This window comes from Scandinavium sp. (genome assembly GCF_051650185.1).
Classification (GTDB): domain Bacteria; phylum Pseudomonadota; class Gammaproteobacteria; order Enterobacterales; family Enterobacteriaceae; genus Scandinavium.
Window position 1 is genome coordinate 16,910 of record NZ_JBOFIN010000014.1, and the last position, 17,863, is coordinate 34,772.

Below are 17,863 nucleotides of genomic sequence, written 5' to 3' on the forward strand. Positions count from 1 at the left end.
TTCCAATACTGAGTGCCTTAGCCTTTCCTTTCACGCACTCAGGAGTCAAAGATGACCGCTCTCTACCAAGATGCGCAGCGTCCCGTTGCCGACCGTGTTGCCGATTTACTGGCGCGAATGACACCGGAAGAAAAATTCGCCCAGATGCATGCTTACTGGCTGGTGCTCAGCGTTCAGGGCGATCACCGGGAGCGTTCAGATATGAGCGATGAGTTTGCCGGTGTGTCGGAACAGGCCTCCTTAAACGAACGACTGAAGCTCGGGGTGGGGCAAATCACGCGCCCGCTGGGGACACACATTGTGGATGCCCGAACCGGCGTGCGGGCGGCGAATCGCCTGCAAAAGATGTTGGTGGAAGAAACCCGACTTGGCATCCCCGCGCTGTTTCATGAAGAGTGTCTGGTAGGCTTGCTCTGCAAGGACGCCACGCTGTTTCCCTCCTCGCTGAACTACGGATCAACCTGGGACCCGGAGCTTGTTCGACACGCCGCAGAATGTATTGGTCAGGAATCCCGCTCCACGGGCTGTCATCAGGGATTAGCGCCCGTGCTGGATGTCTCCCGCGATGTTCGCTGGGGGCGCACAGAAGAAACATTTGGCGAAGATCCGTGGTTAGTCGGCGTGATGGCATGTGCTTATGTTGAGGGGTTACAGGGCAAAAAACGTGATGTGCTGGCAACCTTAAAACATTATGTCGGGCACTCCTTCAGCGAAGGCGCACGCAATCATGCCCCGGTACATCTTGGTTTTTGTGAACTCAATGACACGTTCCTGCTGCCCTTCGAAATGGCCGTCAAGCTGGCGAATGCGGGTTCCGTAATGCCTGCTTATCATGATATCGACAATCAGCCCGGCCACAGTGACCACTTCCTGTTAACTGACATTCTGCGGGAAAAATGGGGATTCGATGGCATCGTGGTTGCCGATTATGGCGGCGTTAGCCTGTTACATCAGCACCATGGGGTTTCGCACGATGCGGCTGAATCTGCGGCGCTGGCGTTTAATGCCGGGCTGGATGTCGAATTGCCCAAGGATGATTGTGCTCGACATCTGGCGCAGGCCGTGGAGCGAGGGCTGATCTCGATGCAAAAAGTCGACGAAATTGTGGCTCGCACGCTCACTGAAAAATTCCGCCTCGGCCTGTTTGAACGGCCTTATGCCGATGAAAACACCATTGAGTTGCAAAGCGCGGTTACCCGCCAGGCTGCGCGCGATGTGGCAACACGTTCGATCACGCTGCTGGAAAATAACGGAGTGTTACCGCTGGCAGGAAAACCCCGTGTCGCGGTGATTGGCCCGACGGCCAACGACCCGTTAGCGCTGCTTAGCGGCTACAGCTTCCCGGTGCACCTCATCATCAGCGATATGTTAGAAGAGACTTCTCAGGTCACTACGCCACTCAATGCTCTGCGCCAGTGCCTGGGGGAACAGAATATTCGCTACGCCAAAGGCTGCCATATTATTGAAAAGCGTATGGCCGGTGCGCCTGTGTTTCCGGGCGAGAGCAGCGGCAAGCCGATGCAGCAATCCCCCGTTTCTTTTGATATTTCGCTGATCCCCGAAGCCGTTCAAATCGCGCAGGAAAGCGACGTGGTGGTGGCCTGCGTGGGCGATCTGGCAGGATTATTCCAGAGTGGAACCGTGGGTGAAGGGTCAGATACCGACTCGCTGGAATTGCCCGGTGTGCAGCAACAGTTGCTTGAAGCGCTGGTGGCAACCGGGAAACAGGTCATCGTGGTGATGACGGGCGGACGGCCTTACCACCTGAAAGGCCTGGAAGACAAAGTGGCTGCCTTGCTGATGGCATGGGCGCCAGGCCAGGAAGGCGGCTGGGCAATAGCCGATGTACTGACCGGGCGAACTGAGCCTCAGGGAAGATTAGTGGTCAGCGTGCCGAAAAGCGCCGGGGCAATGCCGTATTACTACAACCATAAACTGAAAAGTGGCGGAACGCCTTTCGCCTTCCACTTCGGCAGCCGCTATCCGTTTGGTTATGGCAAAGGTTGGGCGGAGTTTAGCTTTGGTCAGCCTGAATTGCTGACATCAGAAGTGACGCCAGAAGGGGATATTTCAGTGCGTATCGCCATCACCAACAAGGGCGAACGCCACGGCAGTGAAGTGGTGCAAGTGTATGTCCATGACAAAGTCGCCTCGATGGTGCGGCCGGTCAAAGAGCTGAAAGCCTTTCAACGAGTGTCATTGGCAGCGGGGGAATCGGCAAGCCTGACCTTTACGCTGCCTGTCGATATGCTTAATTTCACCGCGCGTAATGGGAAGCGAGTCGTCGAACCCGGGAAGTTTGAGCTGATGATCGGCACATCATCAAGGGATATTCATGGCACGGTGATGGCTACAGTGAGAGGTGAAACGCGAGTTTTGCCAGAAAACTGGCGCATGATGAGCCGATGTGACGTGAAACGCGGATAAAAAAAAGGCCCATCGTGGGAGATGGGCAAAGACTACACACAGCAATTCGTTGTTTCACTCAGGGGATTTCCATGCTTATAAATCAAGGTGTTGATTTATAACCTTGAGCTAATAGTAGGCATGGAGAATTTTTGCGTCGATCAGATTGGTCTTAATAGTTAAAAAGAGGTAAAGAATTTGCGACGCGAAAGAGGATGATCCAGAGGGAAAGAAGTACTGAGTGCAGCCGATGGGGTTTTAATGATTAGCGATGCTTAAGTATTTGGCCCGGGAAAGTAACTATTCCCGGGCCGAAATTATTTAGTTATCAAGCTTTTGATGACTGGCTTCGAACTCTTCGAGCTCCTCAAGCACTTCATCCTGGTCTTCAGACGGTGGCGGGATTTCACGAACCCAGGCATCAAACAGACGCCAGGTCACCGCGAGCAGCACCGGCCCAATAAACAGCCCGATCATCCCAAAGGCAATCAAGCCTCCGATAACGCCGGTCAGTATCAGTACCATTGGCAAATCGGCGCCCATACGAATCAGCATTGGGCGGATGAAGTTGTCCATCGTCCCCACCACGCAGCTCCAGACCAGCAGCACGGTGCCCCAGGTGGTATCACCCGTCCAGTACAGCCAGATGATGGAAGGAATGAGGACGATAAGCGGGCCGAGCTGAACGAGGCAGGAGAAGATCATCACCACCGTCAGCAGCGTGGCGTAAGGCACGCCGCTGATAGCCAGACCGATTCCGCCCAGTACCGCCTGTGTCAGTGCTGTCACCACGACGCCAAGCGCTACGGCACGTATAGCCTGACCTGCCAGCAGCACTGCGGCATCACCACGCCTGGACGCCAGCCGTGTCGCGAAATAGCGCACACCAAATGCGACTTTTTCACCCTGCCAGTAAAGCAGGGCGCTGAACAACAGCATCAAGGCACAGTGCATCATAAAGCGACCGATGTGCGCCGCCTGACCCACAAACCAGGTGGTCGTGGTGCCGATATAAGGGCGTACTTTCGCCATGATGGCTGTGCCGCCCATATCCAGCAGGCTATGCCAGCCTGAATACAGTTTTGCGCCAACCAGCGGAATGCTGTTCAGCCAGGCGAGATCGGGTAACGTCAGATTGCCGGAAGTGACCACGTGAACCAGCGGCGTGCTGCTATCCACCAGGCTGTTGACCAACAGGGCAATCGGGATAACAAACAGCAGGAACAGTAACAGCGTCATCACCAATACCGCGAGAGAGCGGCGACCGAACAGCAGACGCTGGAGCTTAATCAGAACAGGCCAGGTGGCAATTACCACCATCGCGGCCCAGGCAAAGCCAAGAATGAAGGGCTGGACTATCCACAGACAGGCCACAATCATGAGGCTTAAAAACAATACCGACAGCAGGGTCTGCGGTATATCACGGGGCCGATGAACGGTTGTCATACAGTTTGTACCTTTATAAATGCGCCCAAATCAGGCGCAGGAGATAAATCCGTTTACTGATAATAATATCAACAATTTCGGGATCATGATCGCTGCAAAATCCAATAAGCGTATAAGGAAAAAATGTGATACAACGAAGGAGCAATACGCAAACGATAAAACAGACCTAACACAACCATCCACAACTTAGTCAGGCAGGGTCGAGCGTCATGATCCCACAAATTTCTCAGGCACCCGGCGTCGTTCAGCTGGTGCTGAATTTTTTGCAGGCACTGGAGCAACAAGGTTTTACCGGCGATACCGCCACCCGTTACGCCGACAGGCTGACGATGGCAACGGATAACAGCATTTATCAGCTCCTTCCCGATGCCGTGGTTTTTCCCCGTTCTACCGCTGATGTCGCGCTGCTTTCACGCATCGCCGATGAAGAGCGTTTCCGCTCACTGGTCTTCACCCCACGCGGTGGCGGCACTGGCACCAACGGCCAGTCCCTGAATCAGGGCATCGTTATCGATCTTTCCCGTTACATGAACCGCATTATTGAAATCAACCCGGAAGAGGGTTGGGTGCGAGTCGAAGCCGGGGTCATCAAAGATCAGCTTAATCAGTTTCTCAAGCCTTATGGGTATTTCTTTGCACCCGAGCTTTCAACGAGCAACCGCGCCACGCTTGGCGGCATGATCAACACCGATGCTTCCGGCCAGGGTTCGCTGGTGTACGGTAAAACGTCCGACCATGTGCTGGGTGTTCGCGCTGTCCTGCTGGGCGGCGATATTCTGGATACCCAGCCGGTTCCGGTGCTGCTGGCCGAAACGCTGGCCAAAGAGCAATCCGCCAGCGGGCGCATTTACCGCACGGTGTATGAACGCTGCAAAGAAAATCGTCAGCTGATTATCGACAAATTCCCCAAACTCAACCGTTTCCTGACGGGCTACGATCTGCGCCACGTCTTTAACGATGAGATGAGTGAGTTCGATTTAACCCGCATTTTGACCGGCTCCGAAGGCACGCTGGCGTTCATTACCGAGGCGCGGCTGGATATCACCCGCCTGCCAAAAGTTCGGCGTCTGGTGAATGTGAAATACGATTCGTTCGATTCTGCGCTCCGCAATGCCCCGTTTATGGTGGATGCACGGGCGTTGTCGGTCGAGACCGTCGATTCAAAAGTCCTGAATCTGGCGCGTGAAGATATCGTCTGGCATTCGGTGAGCGAGCTGATTACTGATGTACCTGATAAAGAGATGCTGGGCCTCAACATCGTCGAATTTGCCGGGGATGATGAGGCGCTGATTGAAAGCCAGGTCAGCGCACTGTGCGAACGTCTGGATGGGCTGATAGCGGCGAGCGAAGGCGGCGTGATTGGCTGGCAGCTTTGCAATGAGCTTGACGGTATCGAGCGAATCTACGCGATGCGTAAAAAGGCCGTAGGGTTGTTGGGCAATGCCAAAGGGGCCGCCAAACCGATCCCGTTTGCGGAAGATACCTGCGTGCCGCCTGAACATCTGGCTGATTATATTGCCGAGTTTCGCGCCTTGCTGGACGGCCACGGCCTGAGCTACGGCATGTTTGGTCACGTTGATGCCGGGGTGTTGCACGTTCGTCCTGCGCTGGATATGTGTGACCCGCAACAAGAGATCCTGATGAAGCGGATCTCAGATGATGTGGTGGCGTTGACAGCCAAATACGGCGGTTTGCTGTGGGGTGAACACGGTAAAGGCTTCCGTGCTGAATACAGCCCGGCGTTCTTCGGTGAAACGCTGTATGGCGAACTGCGCAAAGTGAAAGCGGCGTTCGACCCGAATAACCGTCTGAACCCGGGGAAAATCTGTCCGCCAGAGGGCGTTGACGATCCGATGATGAAAGTCGATGCGGTTAAGCGTGGCACGTTCGACAGACAAATTCCCATTGCGGTGCGCTCATCCTGGCGCGGCGCGATGGAGTGCAACGGCAACGGCCTGTGTTTTAATTTCGATGTGAACAGCCCGATGTGTCCGTCGATGAAAATCACCAGCAACCGCATGCATTCACCGAAAGGGCGCGCCACGCTGACGCGTGAGTGGCTGCGTTTGTTAGCCGATCGCGGCGTTGACCCGCTGAAACTTGAGAAAGAACTGCCAGAGAAACGTGCCAGCCTGCGCTCATTGATCGAACGGACCCGCAATACCTGGCATGCCAGCAAAGGCGAGTATGATTTTTCTCACGAAGTGAAAGAGGCGATGTCCGGCTGTCTGGCCTGTAAAGCGTGTTCGACGCAGTGCCCCATCAAGATTGACGTGCCGGAGTTCCGCTCGCGTTTCTTGCAGCTCTACCACACGCGCTATCTGCGACCGCTGCGCGATCACGTTGTCGCCACGGTGGAAAGCTACGCGCCGCTGATGGCGCGCGCGCCGAAAACCTTTAACTTCTTCATCAGCCAGCCGTGGGTGAAAAGCCTGTCGAAAAAACACATCGGGATGATCGACCTGCCGCTGCTCTCCGTGCCGTCACTGCAACAGCAAATGGTGGGGCACCGGTCGGCGAACCTGACCCTGGAGCAGCTTGAAGCGCTGTCGCCAGAACAGAAAGCGAAAATGGTGCTGGTGGTACAGGATCCTTTCACCAGCTATTACGACGCGCAAGTGGTGGCAGATTTTGTCCGTCTGGTTGAACGTGTGGGCTACCAGCCTGTGGTGCTACCCTTCTCGCCAAACGGGAAAGCGCAGCACATTAAAGGTTTTCTCGCGCGTTTCGCCAAAACGGCCCAAAAGACAGCTGATTTCCTGAACCGCATTGCAGAGCTTGGCATGCCGATGGTGGGCGTCGATCCGGCGTTGGTACTGTGTTATCGCGATGAGTACAAGCAGACGCTGGCGGATAAGCGCGGTGATTTTCAGGTACAACTGGTTCACGAATGGTTACCAAAGGCGCTCGAAAATAGTGACGTGACTGAGGTCAGCGGCGAATCCTGGTATCTCTTTGGTCACTGTACAGAAGTGACGGCGCTGCCCATGGCGCCGAAACAGTGGGCGGCTATTTTTGCCCGGTTTGGGGCGAAACTGGAAAGTGTCAACGTCGGCTGCTGCGGAATGGCAGGGACGTACGGGCACGAAGTCCAGAACCATGAAAACTCCCTCGGCATCTATGCACTTTCCTGGCAGCAGGCGATGCAGCGTTTACCTCGTAATCGCTGCCTGGCGACAGGCTACTCCTGCCGCAGCCAGGTGAAACGTGTTGAAGGCAGCGGCGTGCGCCATCCGCTACAGGCCCTACTGGAGATTATGGGATGATCTGGAAACGTACCGCTACGTTGGAAAGCCTCAATGCCATGAGCGAAGGCAATATGGTCGGGCTTCTCGATATTCGTTTTGAGCGCATTGATGAAGACAGCCTGGAAGCTTCCATGCCGGTCGACAGCCGCACGCACCAGCCATTTGGCCTGTTACACGGTGGTGCTTCCGTGGTGCTGGCAGAAACCCTGGGTTCCGTAGCGGGTTATCTCTGCACGCAGGGTGATGAGAAGGTGGTGGGCGTGGAAGTGAACGCCAATCATCTGCGTTCTGTTCGTGATGGACGAGTGCGCGGTGTCTGCAAGGCATTGCATGCCGGACGCAGGCATCAGGTGTGGCAAATTGAGATCTTCGATGAGCACGGCAAATTGTGCTGCACTTCTCGTCTGACAACGGCCGTGGTTTAGGCCAATGTTGAGATAAATTGAACAACAATGATTCTGAAAAAGCACCGCGCCGCGGTGCTTTTCTTCATTATTTCTGACGAATTGCCTTAATAAACAGCATGGCCAAAATCATTAATCATTAGCAGTGTAATTATTCGTAATTAAATATCAGACATTTCCCGTTTTATAAATGAGCACTTAAGGTGAGCTTCAGATTAATTCACTATCTTTTTCTAAACGAATGTAGCATCCTGCCTCCAGGCAGTTAACCTTGCCACAACGAAACCTGCTTTTATCTCTTATATGGACTCAGTTTATCGGGAGATTTTTGGCGTTCGACTCAGAACTCTGTTTTTGAGCAACGTGAAAATTTGTTCTGTATCGCCTAAAGATTGATGATTTCCTTCGTTTTTTCCTTATGCGCTACTGGCTCACATGCTTACAGGAATTAACGATGGCAAAAGCCTTCGACACAACGCTGCTGCACCCCCGTAACTGGCTCACCTGGTTTGGCTTAGGCGTGCTCTGGCTGATCGTACAACTCCCTTATCCGCTGCTTTATATCATTGGCTCTTCTCTGGGTCGTGCATCACGCCCATTTTTGAAAAGAAGGGAAAAGATAGCGTCAAGAAATATATCGCTCTGTTTTCCTGACATGAATGCTGAAGCGAAAGAGAAATTAATTGAACAGAATTTTATTTCTTTAGGAATGGGATTAATTGAAACGGGAATGGCCTGGTTCTGGAGTGATGCCCGGGTTAAAAAATGGTTTGATGTAGAAGGCTATGCCAACCTCACTCGTGCGCTGGAAGATAAAAAGGGCGTCATGGTGGTCGGCGTGCATTTTATGTCGCTTGAATTAGGTGGCCGCGCCATGGGGCTGTGTCGCCCGATGATGGCAACCTATCGTCCGCATAACAGCAAAATGATGGAATGGGTGCAGACCAAAGGTCGCCTTCGTTCTAATAAGGCCATGATCGATCGTCGTAATTTGCGCGGCCTGGTCAGTGCGCTGAAAGACGGCGAAGCGGTGTGGTTTGCGCCCGATCAGGATTACGGCCCGAAAGGCAGTACTTTTGCGCCGTTCTTCTCGGTTCCTCAGGCGGCAACCACAAACGGTACCTACGTGCTTTCGCGCCTCTCCGGAGCTGATCTGCTGAGTATTACCATGGTGCGTAAAGCGAATAACCGTGGTTACAGCCTGCACATCAGCGAACTGATGACCGATTACCCGATTGAAGACGAGTTCAAGGCTGCAAGCTACATGAACAAGGTGATTGAGAAAGAGATCCTGCGTGCGCCAGAACAGTATCTGTGGGTGCACAGGCGCTTTAAGACTCGCCCGGCCGGCCAGTCTTCGCTCTATTGATCTGACCGTTTTTACCGAAAGCCCTGCGCGTCTGCTCTGACCGCAGGGCTTTTTTGTTGCCTTAACCCCCGTAAACCCTATCTCATAAATAGATATTTTCTATACATCTTTTAAAAACCGCCGAATTTGCGACTGGTTCACGATAAAGTCATTATTTTTCATAGCATTGAACAATTAAACCGATGACTACGTTCTCGGCGCACAGGGTCTATGCTTAGTGAAAGCCCCCAAAAAGGGTGATTCCGGGGAAAGCCCCTGCTGGTAAGGGGTTGAAGTGATAATCATTATCACTAACATAGCGATATGCCCTGGTGGCTTCAACTCATAAGGTGAACCTATGGAATTGCAATCAGAAACCTTCAATCCTGCCGATTTTGCCTGGCGCGGCATCAGCATGACGCCAGAAGCCGCCGCACACGTGCGTGAGCTTGCGGCAAAGCAACATGTGCAGGGGATCCGGCTTGGGATCAAAACTTCCGGCTGCGCAGGTTTTGCCTACGTGCTGGACACGGTCACGGAACCGAAAGCTGACGATCTGCTGTTTGAATCGGAAGGCGCGAAATTGTGGGTGCCTTTGCAGGCCATGCCTTTTATTGACGGTACCGAAGTCGATTATGTGCGTGAAGGCTTAAACCAGATCTTCAAGTTCTATAACCCGAAAGCGCAGCACGAATGCGGCTGTGGTGAAAGTTTTGGGGTGCAGGCGGAGTAACCATGTCACGTAATACTGAAGCAACTGACGATGTCAAAACCTGGACCGGTGGGCAGCTGAACTATAAAGAAGGCTTTTTCACCCAACTGCAAACCGATGAGCTGGCAAAAGGGATCAGCGAGGAAGTCGTGCGCGCTATCTCGGCGAAACGTAACGAGCCAGAATGGATGCTCGAATTCCGCTTAAACGCCTACCGTGCGTGGCTTGAAATGAAAGAACCTCACTGGCTGAAAGCCCATTACGACAAGCTGAATTATCAGGACTACAGCTACTATTCCGCGCCATCCTGCGGCAACTGCGATGAGACTTGCGCTTCTGAACCCGGGGCGGTGCAGCAAACGGGAGCGAATGCGTTCCTCAATGAAGAAGTTGAGGCCGCGTTTAATCAGCTCGGCGTGCCCGTCCGTGAAGGGCGTGAGGTTGCCGTCGACGCGATTTTCGATTCTGTGTCCGTGGCGACAACCTACCGTGAAAAACTGGCGGAGCAGGGGATCATTTTCTGCTCGTTCGGCGAAGCCATTCATGACCATCCTGAACTGGTACAGAAATACCTCGGCACTGTGGTGCCCGGCAACGATAACTTCTTTGCGGCCCTGAACGCGGCTGTGGCCTCCGATGGCACCTTTATCTATATCCCCAAAGGCGTGCGCTGCCCAATGGAGCTGTCGACCTATTTCCGCATCAACGCGGAGAAAACCGGCCAGTTTGAACGCACCATTTTAGTGGCCGATGAAGACAGCTATGTCAGCTATATCGAAGGGTGTTCCGCGCCAGTGCGCGACAGCTATCAGCTGCATGCCGCAGTGGTTGAAGTCATCATCCACAAAAATGCCGAAGTGAAATACTCCACGGTGCAGAACTGGTTCCCGGGCGACAACAACACCGGCGGCATCCTGAACTTTGTGACCAAGCGTGCGCTGTGCGAAGGTGAAAACAGCAAGATGTCATGGACGCAGTCGGAGACCGGATCGGCAATCACCTGGAAATACCCGAGCTGTATATTGCGCGGCGACAACTCCATCGGTGAGTTTTTCTCCGTCGCGCTCACCAGCGGGCATCAGCAGGCCGATACCGGCACCAAAATGATCCACATCGGCAAGAACACCAAATCGACCATTATCTCGAAAGGGATTTCCGCCGGGCACAGCCAGAACAGCTACCGCGGCTTAGTGAAAATCATGCCGACAGCGACCAATGCGCGAAACTTTACCCAGTGCGACTCGATGCTGATTGGGCCGGACAGCGGGGCGCATACCTTCCCGTACGTTGAGTGCCGTAACAACACGGCTCAACTCGAACATGAGGCTACCACTTCGCGCATTGGTGAAGATCAGCTGTTTTACTGCCTGCAGCGCGGGATCAGTGAAGATGACGCTATCTCGATGATCGTCAATGGTTTCTGTAAGGACGTTTTCTCTGAGCTGCCACTGGAATTTGCCGTTGAAGCGCAAAAACTGCTGGCTATCAGCCTCGAACACAGCGTCGGTTAAGGATTAAGGGACACACATGTTAAGCATTAAAGATTTGCAGGTTGCGGTAGAAGACAAAGAAATCCTGCGTGGGTTAAGCCTGGACGTTCGTCCGGGTGAAGTGCATGCCATTATGGGGCCGAACGGTTCCGGGAAAAGCACGCTTTCCGCCACTTTAGCGGGCCGTGAAGATTATGAAGTCACGGGTGGGAGCGTCGAATTTAAAGGTAAAGACCTGCTCGAACTTGCGCCGGAAGACCGCGCGGGTGAAGGCATCTTTATGGCATTCCAGTATCCGGTGGAAATTCCCGGCGTCAGCAATCAATTCTTCCTGCAAACGGCTCTCAATGCCGTGCGCCAGTATCGTGGGCAGCCCACGCTCGACCGCTTTGATTTTCAGGATCTGATGGAAGAGAAAATCAAACTGCTGAAAATGCCGGAAGACCTGCTGACCCGTTCCGTTAACGTGGGCTTTTCCGGCGGCGAGAAAAAGCGCAACGATATCCTGCAAATGGCGGTGCTGGAGCCGGAACTGTGCATTCTGGATGAGTCCGATTCAGGGCTGGACATCGACGCCCTGAAAATTGTCTCTGAGGGCGTCAATGCTCTGCGTGACGGCAAACGTTCTTTTATCATCGTCACGCACTATCAGCGCATTCTCGATTACATCAAACCGGATTATGTCCATGTTCTGTATCAGGGCCGTATTGTGAAATCCGGTGATTTTACGCTGGTGAAACAACTCGAGGAGCAAGGCTATGGCTGGCTTACCGAACAGCAGTAACGCACTGCAACAGTGGCATCATCTGTTCGAGGCTCAGGGCAAGGCGCGCACGCCGCATGCTGAGCAACACTTGCAACAGATGTTGCGCCTTGGGTTGCCAACGCGTAAGCACGAGAACTGGAAATACACCCCGCTGGACGGGTTGCTGAATAACCGGTTTGTCAGCACCGCGTCGACGTTGACGGCTGAGCAGCGTGACGCACTGGCATTGCCTGTCGAAGCGTTGCGGCTGGTCTTTGTTAACGGTCAGTATTGCGCTGAACTGAGCGATAAACTGGCTGACAGTGGTTTTCAGATCACGGTTGATAACTATCGAGAAAATTTACCCGCTGCGGTGCAGTCTGAAGTCTTCCTGCATCTGACGGAAAGCCTCGCGCAGACCGTGACTCACATTAAGGTGGCGCGAAATCAGCGTCCTGAAAAGCCTCTGCTGCTGATGCATATCACCCAGGGGCTGGACGGCGAGGAGATGAATACTGCGCATTATCGCCATCATCTTGAGCTGGAAACTGGCGCAGAAGCGACGGTCATCGAGCATTTTGTCAGCCTGAACGAAACGCGCCACTTCACCGGTTCACGCCTGACCATGCAGGTTGCGGCTGGGGCACATCTGCAACACATCAAACTCGCGTTTGAGAACCCGCAGAGTTACCACTTCGCTCACAATGATATTCAGCTAGGCCAGGATGCCAGCGCCCACAGCCACAGCTTCCTGCTGGGCGGCGCGGTGTTACGCCACAACACCAGCACGCAGCTGAATGGTGAAAACACGACGCTGCGTATCAACAGCCTGGCGATGCCGGTCAAAAGCGAAGTCTGCGACACGCGAACCTGGCTTGAGCATAACAAAGGGTACTGCAACAGCCGTCAGCTGCATAAAACGATCGTCAACGACAAAGGCCGTGCGGTGTTTAATGGCCTGATTAACGTGGCGCAGCACGCCATCAAAACTGACGGGCAGATGACCAACAACAATTTGCTGTTAGGACGCTTGTCGGAAGTGGATACCAAGCCGCAGCTTGAAATCTACGCCGATGACGTTAAGTGCAGCCATGGGGCAACCATTGGTCGTATTGATGATGAACAGCTCTTCTATCTGCGTTCACGCGGCATAGACCAGCAGGCTGCGCAGCAGATGATCATTTACGCCTTTGCCGCGGAACTGACGGAAGCAATCAGCGACGAAGCCATCAGGCATCAGATTCTGGCCCGTATCGGTCAGCGTTTGCCGGGAGGAAGCGAATGACATTTTCCATTGAGCGAGTCAGGGCTGATTTCCCGGTGCTTTCCCGTGAGGTTAATGGGCAACCGCTGGCGTATCTCGACAGCGCCGCCAGTGCGCAGAAACCCAATGCTGTGATTGATGCCGAGGCCGAGTTTTATCGCCACGGTTACGCCGCTGTGCATCGCGGCATTCACACCTTGAGCGCGGAAGCGACCACGCGTATGGAGCAAGTGCGCCAGCAGGCGGCTACGTTTTTGAATGCTGCGTCGGCGGAAGAGTTAGTTTTCGTGCGTGGCACCACTGAAGGGATCAACCTGGTCGCCAACAGCTGGGGCAGCAGCAACGTCGGCAAGGGCGATAACATCATCATCAGTCAGATGGAGCACCATGCGAATATCGTGCCCTGGCAGATGCTCTGTGCTCGCGTGGGAGCAGAGTTGCGTGTTATCCCACTCAATCAGGACGGCACGCTTCAGCTTGATGCGGTGCCTGCGTTGTTTGACGAGAACACCAGACTGCTCGCCATCACTCAGGTTTCGAACGTCCTGGGAACCGAAAATCCGGTAAAAGCGCTGGTTTCACTGGCCCATCAGCACGGGGCGAAAGCGTTGATCGATGGTGCACAGGCGGTGATGCACCATGCGGTGGACGTGCAGGATCTTGATTGCGATTTTTACGTTTTCTCCGGCCATAAACTGTACGGCCCAACCGGCATTGGTGTGCTGTATGTGAAAGAGGCGATTTTGCAGGAGATGCCACCGTGGGAAGGGGGCGGCTCAATGATTGCCACCGTCAGCCTGACGGAAGGCACCACCTGGGCGAAAGCGCCGTGGCGATTCGAAGCAGGCACGCCGAATACGGGGGGGATTATCGCGTTGGGGGCTGCCCTGGAGTATGTCAGCGGTCTTGGGCTGGAGAATATTGCCGATTACGAACAAACGTTAATGCACTATGCGATGGCGGAGCTCGCCACCGTGCCGGATATCGTTTTATATGGCCCACAAAATCGTCTGGGGGTAGTCGCGTTTAATCTGGGCAAACACCATGCGTACGATGTTGGCAGCTTCCTCGATAACTACGGCATCGCTGTGCGCACCGGGCACCACTGCGCCATGCCGCTGATGGCGTTTTATAACGTGCCAGCCATGTGCCGCGCTTCACTGGCGATGTACAACACGGTTGAAGAGGTGGACCGTCTGGTGGCAGGATTAAAACGTATTCACCGCCTGCTGGGCTAACAGGGAGCAAACATGGCCGACTTGCCGGACAAAGACAAACTGTTGCGCAACTTCGCCCGTTGCGCCAACTGGGAAGAGAAATACCTCTATATTATCGAACTGGGGCAGCGATTAGCGCCGCTCAGCCCGGAGGCGCACACGCCAGACAACATCATTCAGGGCTGTCAGAGTCAGGTCTGGATAGTGATGCAGCGTAATGAAGAAGGGCGCATTACCTTACAGGGTGATAGCGATGCAGCCATTGTTAAAGGGCTGATTGCTATTGTGTTTATCCTCTATCACCAGATGACCGCTCAGGACATTCTGGCGTTTGATGTGCGCCCGTGGTTTGAGCAAATGGCGCTGACTCAACACCTCACGCCCTCGCGTTCGCAGGGGCTCGAAGCCATGATCCGTGCAATTCGCACGCAGGCTCTCAGTTTTAGCTAAACTAAAAGTACAGCTTTCATTCTGTTACGCGAGGTGGGGATGCCGCCTCGCTGGTCGTTCAGCTTTCTGGCGTCCTGTCAGTGAATAAAAGGGAAACTCAGTATGAAACGCGCGTCTCTTATTACTCTTATGCTGTTGGGTGCTCTTGGCGCGTCTCAGACCGCCAGAGCGGTTGAATACACATTGCCGTCCGACGGTAGCCGCCTGGTCGGGCAGAATCAGACTTACACGGTGCAGGAGGGCGATAACAACCTGCAAACTATCGCGCGACGGTTTGATACCGCAGCGATGATCATTCTTGAAGCCAACAATACCATTGCCCCCGTACCGAAGCCGGGCACGGAGGTGATCATCCCGTTGCAGCTGTTGCTGCCTGATGTGCCTCGTGAAGGGATTGTGGTCAATCTGGCGGAGCTGAGGCTCTATTATTTTCCACCTGACGGTAAGAGCGTGCAGGTTTACCCGCTGGGCATCGGGCAATTGGGGCTGGAAACACCGGAGATGACGACACGCGTGGGGCAAAAAATCCCTAACCCAACGTGGACGCCAACTGCCGGGATACGTCAGCGTTCGCTGGAAAAAGGTGTCACGTTGCCTCCAGTCGTACCCGCAGGGCCGAATAATCCTCTGGGGCGCTTTGCACTGCGTCTTGCGTTCGGGAACGGCGAGTATTTGATTCATGGTACCAATGCGCAAAGCAGCGTTGGGCTGCGAGTCAGCTCGGGCTGTATGCGTATGTTTGCCGATGACATCAAAGCGTTGTTCGCACAAGTCCGTGTCGGGACGCCAGTCAGGGTTATCAATCAGCCCGTGAAGTATTCAGTCGAGCCGAATGGCATGCGCTATATCGAGGTGCATCGTCCACTCTCACAGAGCGAAATGCAGAACACCCAGACCATGAGCTACACGCTGCCGGTGGGTTACAGCCAATTTGCCAGCGACAAAGGCACGGATAAGAGCATGGTGGATAAAGCGATGTATCGTCGGGCAGGGTATCCGGTAGTGGTTTCTCAGGGCGTTACGCCTGCGGCGACAGGAACGACGCCTGTGCTGTCTGTGCAAAACGGCATGCCAGCGACAGCCAATGAAACGCGGATAACTCAGTAAAGCGGAATGAAAAAGAAGGGCAAAAAAAATGGCGCACATTGTGCGCCATTTTTATTACAGGTACTCTTACTTACGGTAAGAGTGAGCCTGGTTGTCCAGACGCTGGTTAGCGCGAGCTGCGTCATCTTTAGCAGCCTGAACGTCAGAACGCATTGCGTTCACGTCGTTGCTCAGCTGGTCAACTTTAGCGTTCAGAGTCTGAACGTCAGAAGACAGCTGATCGATTTTAGCATTGCTGGAGCAACCAGCCAGCAGAGTAGAACCCAGGATTACCGCGCCCAGTACCAGTTTAGTACGATTCATTATTAATACCCTCTAGATTGAGTTAATCTCCATGTAGCGTTACAAGTATTACACAAAGTTTTTTAGGTTGAGAATATTTTTTTGATGGGAATACGCTTATTTTTGATCGTTCGCTCAAAGAAGCATCGAACTTAACAATCAGGGGCAAAAAACTGTGTGAAAACAGCGCGGTTTCATCGGATTCATCTTAAATAATCAAAACTTAAATAGTGAAATCCGATTTGCTTTTTTATTAAACGTGGCTATTAGGTGGAATAAAAAAAGCGCCACGAGGGCGCTTTAGCGGATAAATTAATACGACTGGTAATAATTACAGTACGTGAACAGACGCGGTGTTTGTGGTGCCGCTCGGTACCAGAGCACCGGAAACCATCACTACAACGTCGCCTTTCTGAGCCAGACCGCTCTGCAGAGCCACTTCTTTACCCAGACGGTAGAAATCATCAGTAGAGGAGATTTCTTTCACCAGCTGCGCGGTAACGCCTTTAGACAGCACCAGCTGACGAGCAGTCAGTTCGTTGGTGGTCAGCGCCAGAATGGTCGCATCCGGGAAGTATTTACGGATAGCGCGTGCAGATTTACCGCCCTGGGTCGCAACCACGATCAGTGGCGCTTCCAGTTTCTCAGCAGTTTCTACCGCACCGCGGCAGACCGCTTCAGTGATACGCAGCTTACGGCTGTCGTTGTTGAAGTCCAGACGGCTGGTCATCACGCGGTCAGTACGCTCACAGATGGTCGCCATGATGGACACAGCTTCCAGTGGGTATTTCCCTTTTGCGGATTCGCCAGACAGCATCACGGCATCGGTACCGTCGAGGATGGCGTTCGCCACGTCACCGGCTTCTGCGCGGGTAGGGCGTGGGTTTTTGATCATGGAATCCAGCATCTGGGTCGCAGTGATAACCACTTTACGAGCGCGGACGCATTTTTCGATGATCATCTTCTGAGCGAAAATAACTTCTTCAACCGGGATTTCAACGCCCATGTCGCCACGAGCAACCATGATGCCGTCGGATGCTTCGAGGATTTCGTCGAAGTTGTTCAGGCCTTCCTGGTTTTCAATTTTGGAGATGATCTGGATGTTTTCGCCGCCGTGCGCTTTCAGGTGCTCACGGATTTCCAGCACGTCAGAACGCTTACGGATAAAGGATGCCGCGACGAAGTCAACGCCTTGCTCGCAACCGAAAATCAGGTCTTGTTTGTCTTTCTCAGCCAGGGCTGGCAGCGCGATAGACACGCCTGGCAGGTTAACGCCTTTGTTTTCGCCGAGATCGCCGTTGTTCAGCACTTTACAGATAACTTGGTTGCCTTCGATGGCGGTGACTTCCATGCCGATCAGGCCGTCATCAACCAGAATGGTGTTGCCGACTTTCAGGTCAGTGGTGAAACCTTCGTAGGTCACCGCGACCGTTTCGCTGTTGCCCACCACGGATTTGTCGGTGGTGAACGTAAAGGTCTGGCCTGCTTTCAGGGAGACGTCATTACCGCCTTCCAGCTTGATGGTACGGATTTCCGGACCTTTGGTATCAAGCAGAATGGCTGCTTTCTTACCGGATTTGCTCAGCACGTTGCGCAAGTTCTGGATGCGCTGGCCGTGTTCAGCGTAGTCACCGTGGGAAAAGTTCAGACGCATTACGTTCATGCCGGCGTCCAGCATTTTGGTCAGCATCTCTTCGGATTCGGTTTTTGGACCGATAGTACAAACGATTTTGGTCTTTTTCAT

The 17,863-nt window shown here is 53.7% G+C and carries 14 protein-coding genes and 1 other RNA gene; 11 read left to right on the forward strand and 4 right to left on the reverse strand.

Going from position 1 to position 17,863, the window contains the following annotated elements; genetic code table 11:
- Nucleotides 1-51 precede the first annotated feature (51 nt).
- Nucleotides 52-2,427: a glycoside hydrolase family 3 N-terminal domain-containing protein gene (locus tag ACRCWW_RS01605; RefSeq protein WP_438680829.1), complete on the forward strand. Its 2,376-nt coding sequence runs from the start codon at nucleotides 52-54 to the stop codon at nucleotides 2,425-2,427.
- On the opposite strand, the gene rprA is transcribed toward ACRCWW_RS01605, so the two are convergent.
- Nucleotides 2,425-2,532, reverse strand: an RNA gene (gene rprA / locus ACRCWW_RS01610) — antisense sRNA RprA. The genes ACRCWW_RS01605 and rprA overlap by 3 nt on opposite strands.
- Nucleotides 2,533-2,727: 195 nt before the next feature.
- Nucleotides 2,728-3,852, reverse strand: a complete 1,125-nt coding sequence (ydiK, locus tag ACRCWW_RS01615; protein ID WP_438680830.1) for an AI-2E family transporter YdiK — start codon at nucleotides 3,850-3,852, stop codon at nucleotides 2,728-2,730.
- Nucleotides 3,853-4,061: 209 nt separating this feature from the next.
- On the opposite strand from ydiK, the gene ydiJ reads away from it, so the two are divergent.
- The 10 genes from ydiJ (at nucleotide 4,062) to ldtE (ending at nucleotide 15,837) form a co-directional block, all read left to right on the forward strand.
- The gene (ydiJ, locus tag ACRCWW_RS01620) at nucleotides 4,062-7,118 is read left to right on the forward strand and encodes a D-2-hydroxyglutarate dehydrogenase YdiJ (protein ID WP_438680831.1); all 3,057 of its coding nucleotides are present in this window, start codon (nucleotides 4,062-4,064) and stop codon (nucleotides 7,116-7,118) included.
- Nucleotides 7,115-7,525, forward strand: coding sequence for a 1,4-dihydroxy-2-naphthoyl-CoA hydrolase (gene menI, locus ACRCWW_RS01625; protein WP_438680832.1), 411 nt, complete (start codon nucleotides 7,115-7,117; stop codon nucleotides 7,523-7,525). Before ydiJ ends, menI begins: the two co-directional genes overlap by 4 nt.
- Before the next feature lie 433 nt (nucleotides 7,526-7,958).
- Nucleotides 7,959-8,873, forward strand: a complete 915-nt coding sequence (gene lpxP / locus ACRCWW_RS01630) for a kdo(2)-lipid IV(A) palmitoleoyltransferase (protein WP_438680833.1) — start codon at nucleotides 7,959-7,961, stop codon at nucleotides 8,871-8,873.
- Nucleotides 8,874-9,210: 337 nt separating this feature from the next.
- Entirely contained in the window at nucleotides 9,211-9,585 is a 375-nt protein-coding gene (gene sufA, locus ACRCWW_RS01635) for a Fe-S cluster assembly scaffold SufA (protein WP_438680834.1), read from the forward strand.
- A 2-nt stretch (nucleotides 9,586-9,587) separates the two neighbouring features.
- Complete coding sequence (sufB, locus tag ACRCWW_RS01640) at nucleotides 9,588-11,075, forward strand: Fe-S cluster assembly protein SufB (protein ID WP_438680835.1); 1,488 nt, start codon at nucleotides 9,588-9,590, stop codon at nucleotides 11,073-11,075.
- Nucleotides 11,076-11,091: 16 nt separating this feature from the next.
- On the forward strand, nucleotides 11,092-11,838 hold the full coding sequence (gene sufC, locus ACRCWW_RS01645) for a Fe-S cluster assembly ATPase SufC (protein ID WP_438680836.1): 747 nt from the start codon (nucleotides 11,092-11,094) through the stop codon (nucleotides 11,836-11,838).
- Nucleotides 11,813-13,084 (forward strand): Fe-S cluster assembly protein SufD, encoded by a 1,272-nt coding sequence (gene sufD, locus ACRCWW_RS01650; protein WP_438680837.1) that lies wholly within the window; start codon nucleotides 11,813-11,815, stop codon nucleotides 13,082-13,084. The genes sufC and sufD overlap by 26 nt, the downstream gene beginning before the upstream one ends.
- Nucleotides 13,081-14,301, forward strand: coding sequence for a cysteine desulfurase SufS (gene sufS / locus ACRCWW_RS01655; protein WP_438680838.1), 1,221 nt, complete (start codon nucleotides 13,081-13,083; stop codon nucleotides 14,299-14,301). The genes sufD and sufS overlap by 4 nt, the downstream gene beginning before the upstream one ends.
- 12 nt (nucleotides 14,302-14,313) lie before the next feature.
- Complete coding sequence (gene sufE, locus ACRCWW_RS01660; RefSeq protein WP_438680839.1) at nucleotides 14,314-14,730, forward strand: cysteine desulfuration protein SufE; 417 nt, start codon at nucleotides 14,314-14,316, stop codon at nucleotides 14,728-14,730.
- Between the two features lie 102 nt (nucleotides 14,731-14,832).
- Nucleotides 14,833-15,837 (forward strand): L,D-transpeptidase LdtE, encoded by a 1,005-nt coding sequence (ldtE, locus tag ACRCWW_RS01665; protein WP_438680840.1) that lies wholly within the window; start codon nucleotides 14,833-14,835, stop codon nucleotides 15,835-15,837.
- Nucleotides 15,838-15,903: 66 nt separating this feature from the next.
- Here the strand turns inward: ldtE and ACRCWW_RS01670 are convergent, their stop codons facing one another.
- Nucleotides 15,904-16,140, reverse strand: a complete 237-nt coding sequence (locus tag ACRCWW_RS01670) for a major outer membrane lipoprotein (RefSeq protein ID WP_002908860.1) — start codon at nucleotides 16,138-16,140, stop codon at nucleotides 15,904-15,906.
- Nucleotides 16,141-16,450: 310 nt separating this feature from the next.
- Nucleotides 16,451-17,863: a pyruvate kinase PykF gene (pykF, locus tag ACRCWW_RS01675; protein WP_438680841.1), complete on the reverse strand. Its 1,413-nt coding sequence runs from the start codon at nucleotides 17,861-17,863 to the stop codon at nucleotides 16,451-16,453.

Bases quoted from the DNA above. Each gene is read 5' to 3' on its own strand.
- ACRCWW_RS01605 (WP_438680829.1), top strand. From the start codon at position 52: ATGACCGCTCTCTACCAAGATGCGCAGCGTCCCGTTGCCGACCGTGTT.
- ydiK (WP_438680830.1), bottom strand. From the start codon at position 3,852: ATGACAACCGTTCATCGGCCCCGTGATATACCGCAGACCCTGCTGTCG.
- ydiJ (WP_438680831.1), top strand. From the start codon at position 4,062: ATGATCCCACAAATTTCTCAGGCACCCGGCGTCGTTCAGCTGGTGCTG.
- menI (WP_438680832.1), top strand. From the start codon at position 7,115: ATGATCTGGAAACGTACCGCTACGTTGGAAAGCCTCAATGCCATGAGC.
- lpxP (WP_438680833.1), top strand. From the start codon at position 7,959: ATGGCAAAAGCCTTCGACACAACGCTGCTGCACCCCCGTAACTGGCTC.
- sufA (WP_438680834.1), top strand. From the start codon at position 9,211: ATGGAATTGCAATCAGAAACCTTCAATCCTGCCGATTTTGCCTGGCGC.
- sufB (WP_438680835.1), top strand. From the start codon at position 9,588: ATGTCACGTAATACTGAAGCAACTGACGATGTCAAAACCTGGACCGGT.
- sufC (WP_438680836.1), top strand. From the start codon at position 11,092: ATGTTAAGCATTAAAGATTTGCAGGTTGCGGTAGAAGACAAAGAAATC.
- sufD (WP_438680837.1), top strand. From the start codon at position 11,813: ATGGCTGGCTTACCGAACAGCAGTAACGCACTGCAACAGTGGCATCAT.
- sufS (WP_438680838.1), top strand. From the start codon at position 13,081: ATGACATTTTCCATTGAGCGAGTCAGGGCTGATTTCCCGGTGCTTTCC.
- sufE (WP_438680839.1), top strand. From the start codon at position 14,314: ATGGCCGACTTGCCGGACAAAGACAAACTGTTGCGCAACTTCGCCCGT.
- ldtE (WP_438680840.1), top strand. From the start codon at position 14,833: ATGAAACGCGCGTCTCTTATTACTCTTATGCTGTTGGGTGCTCTTGGC.
- ACRCWW_RS01670 (WP_002908860.1), bottom strand. From the start codon at position 16,140: ATGAATCGTACTAAACTGGTACTGGGCGCGGTAATCCTGGGTTCTACT.
- pykF (WP_438680841.1), bottom strand. From the start codon at position 17,863: ATGAAAAAGACCAAAATCGTTTGTACTATCGGTCCAAAAACCGAATCC.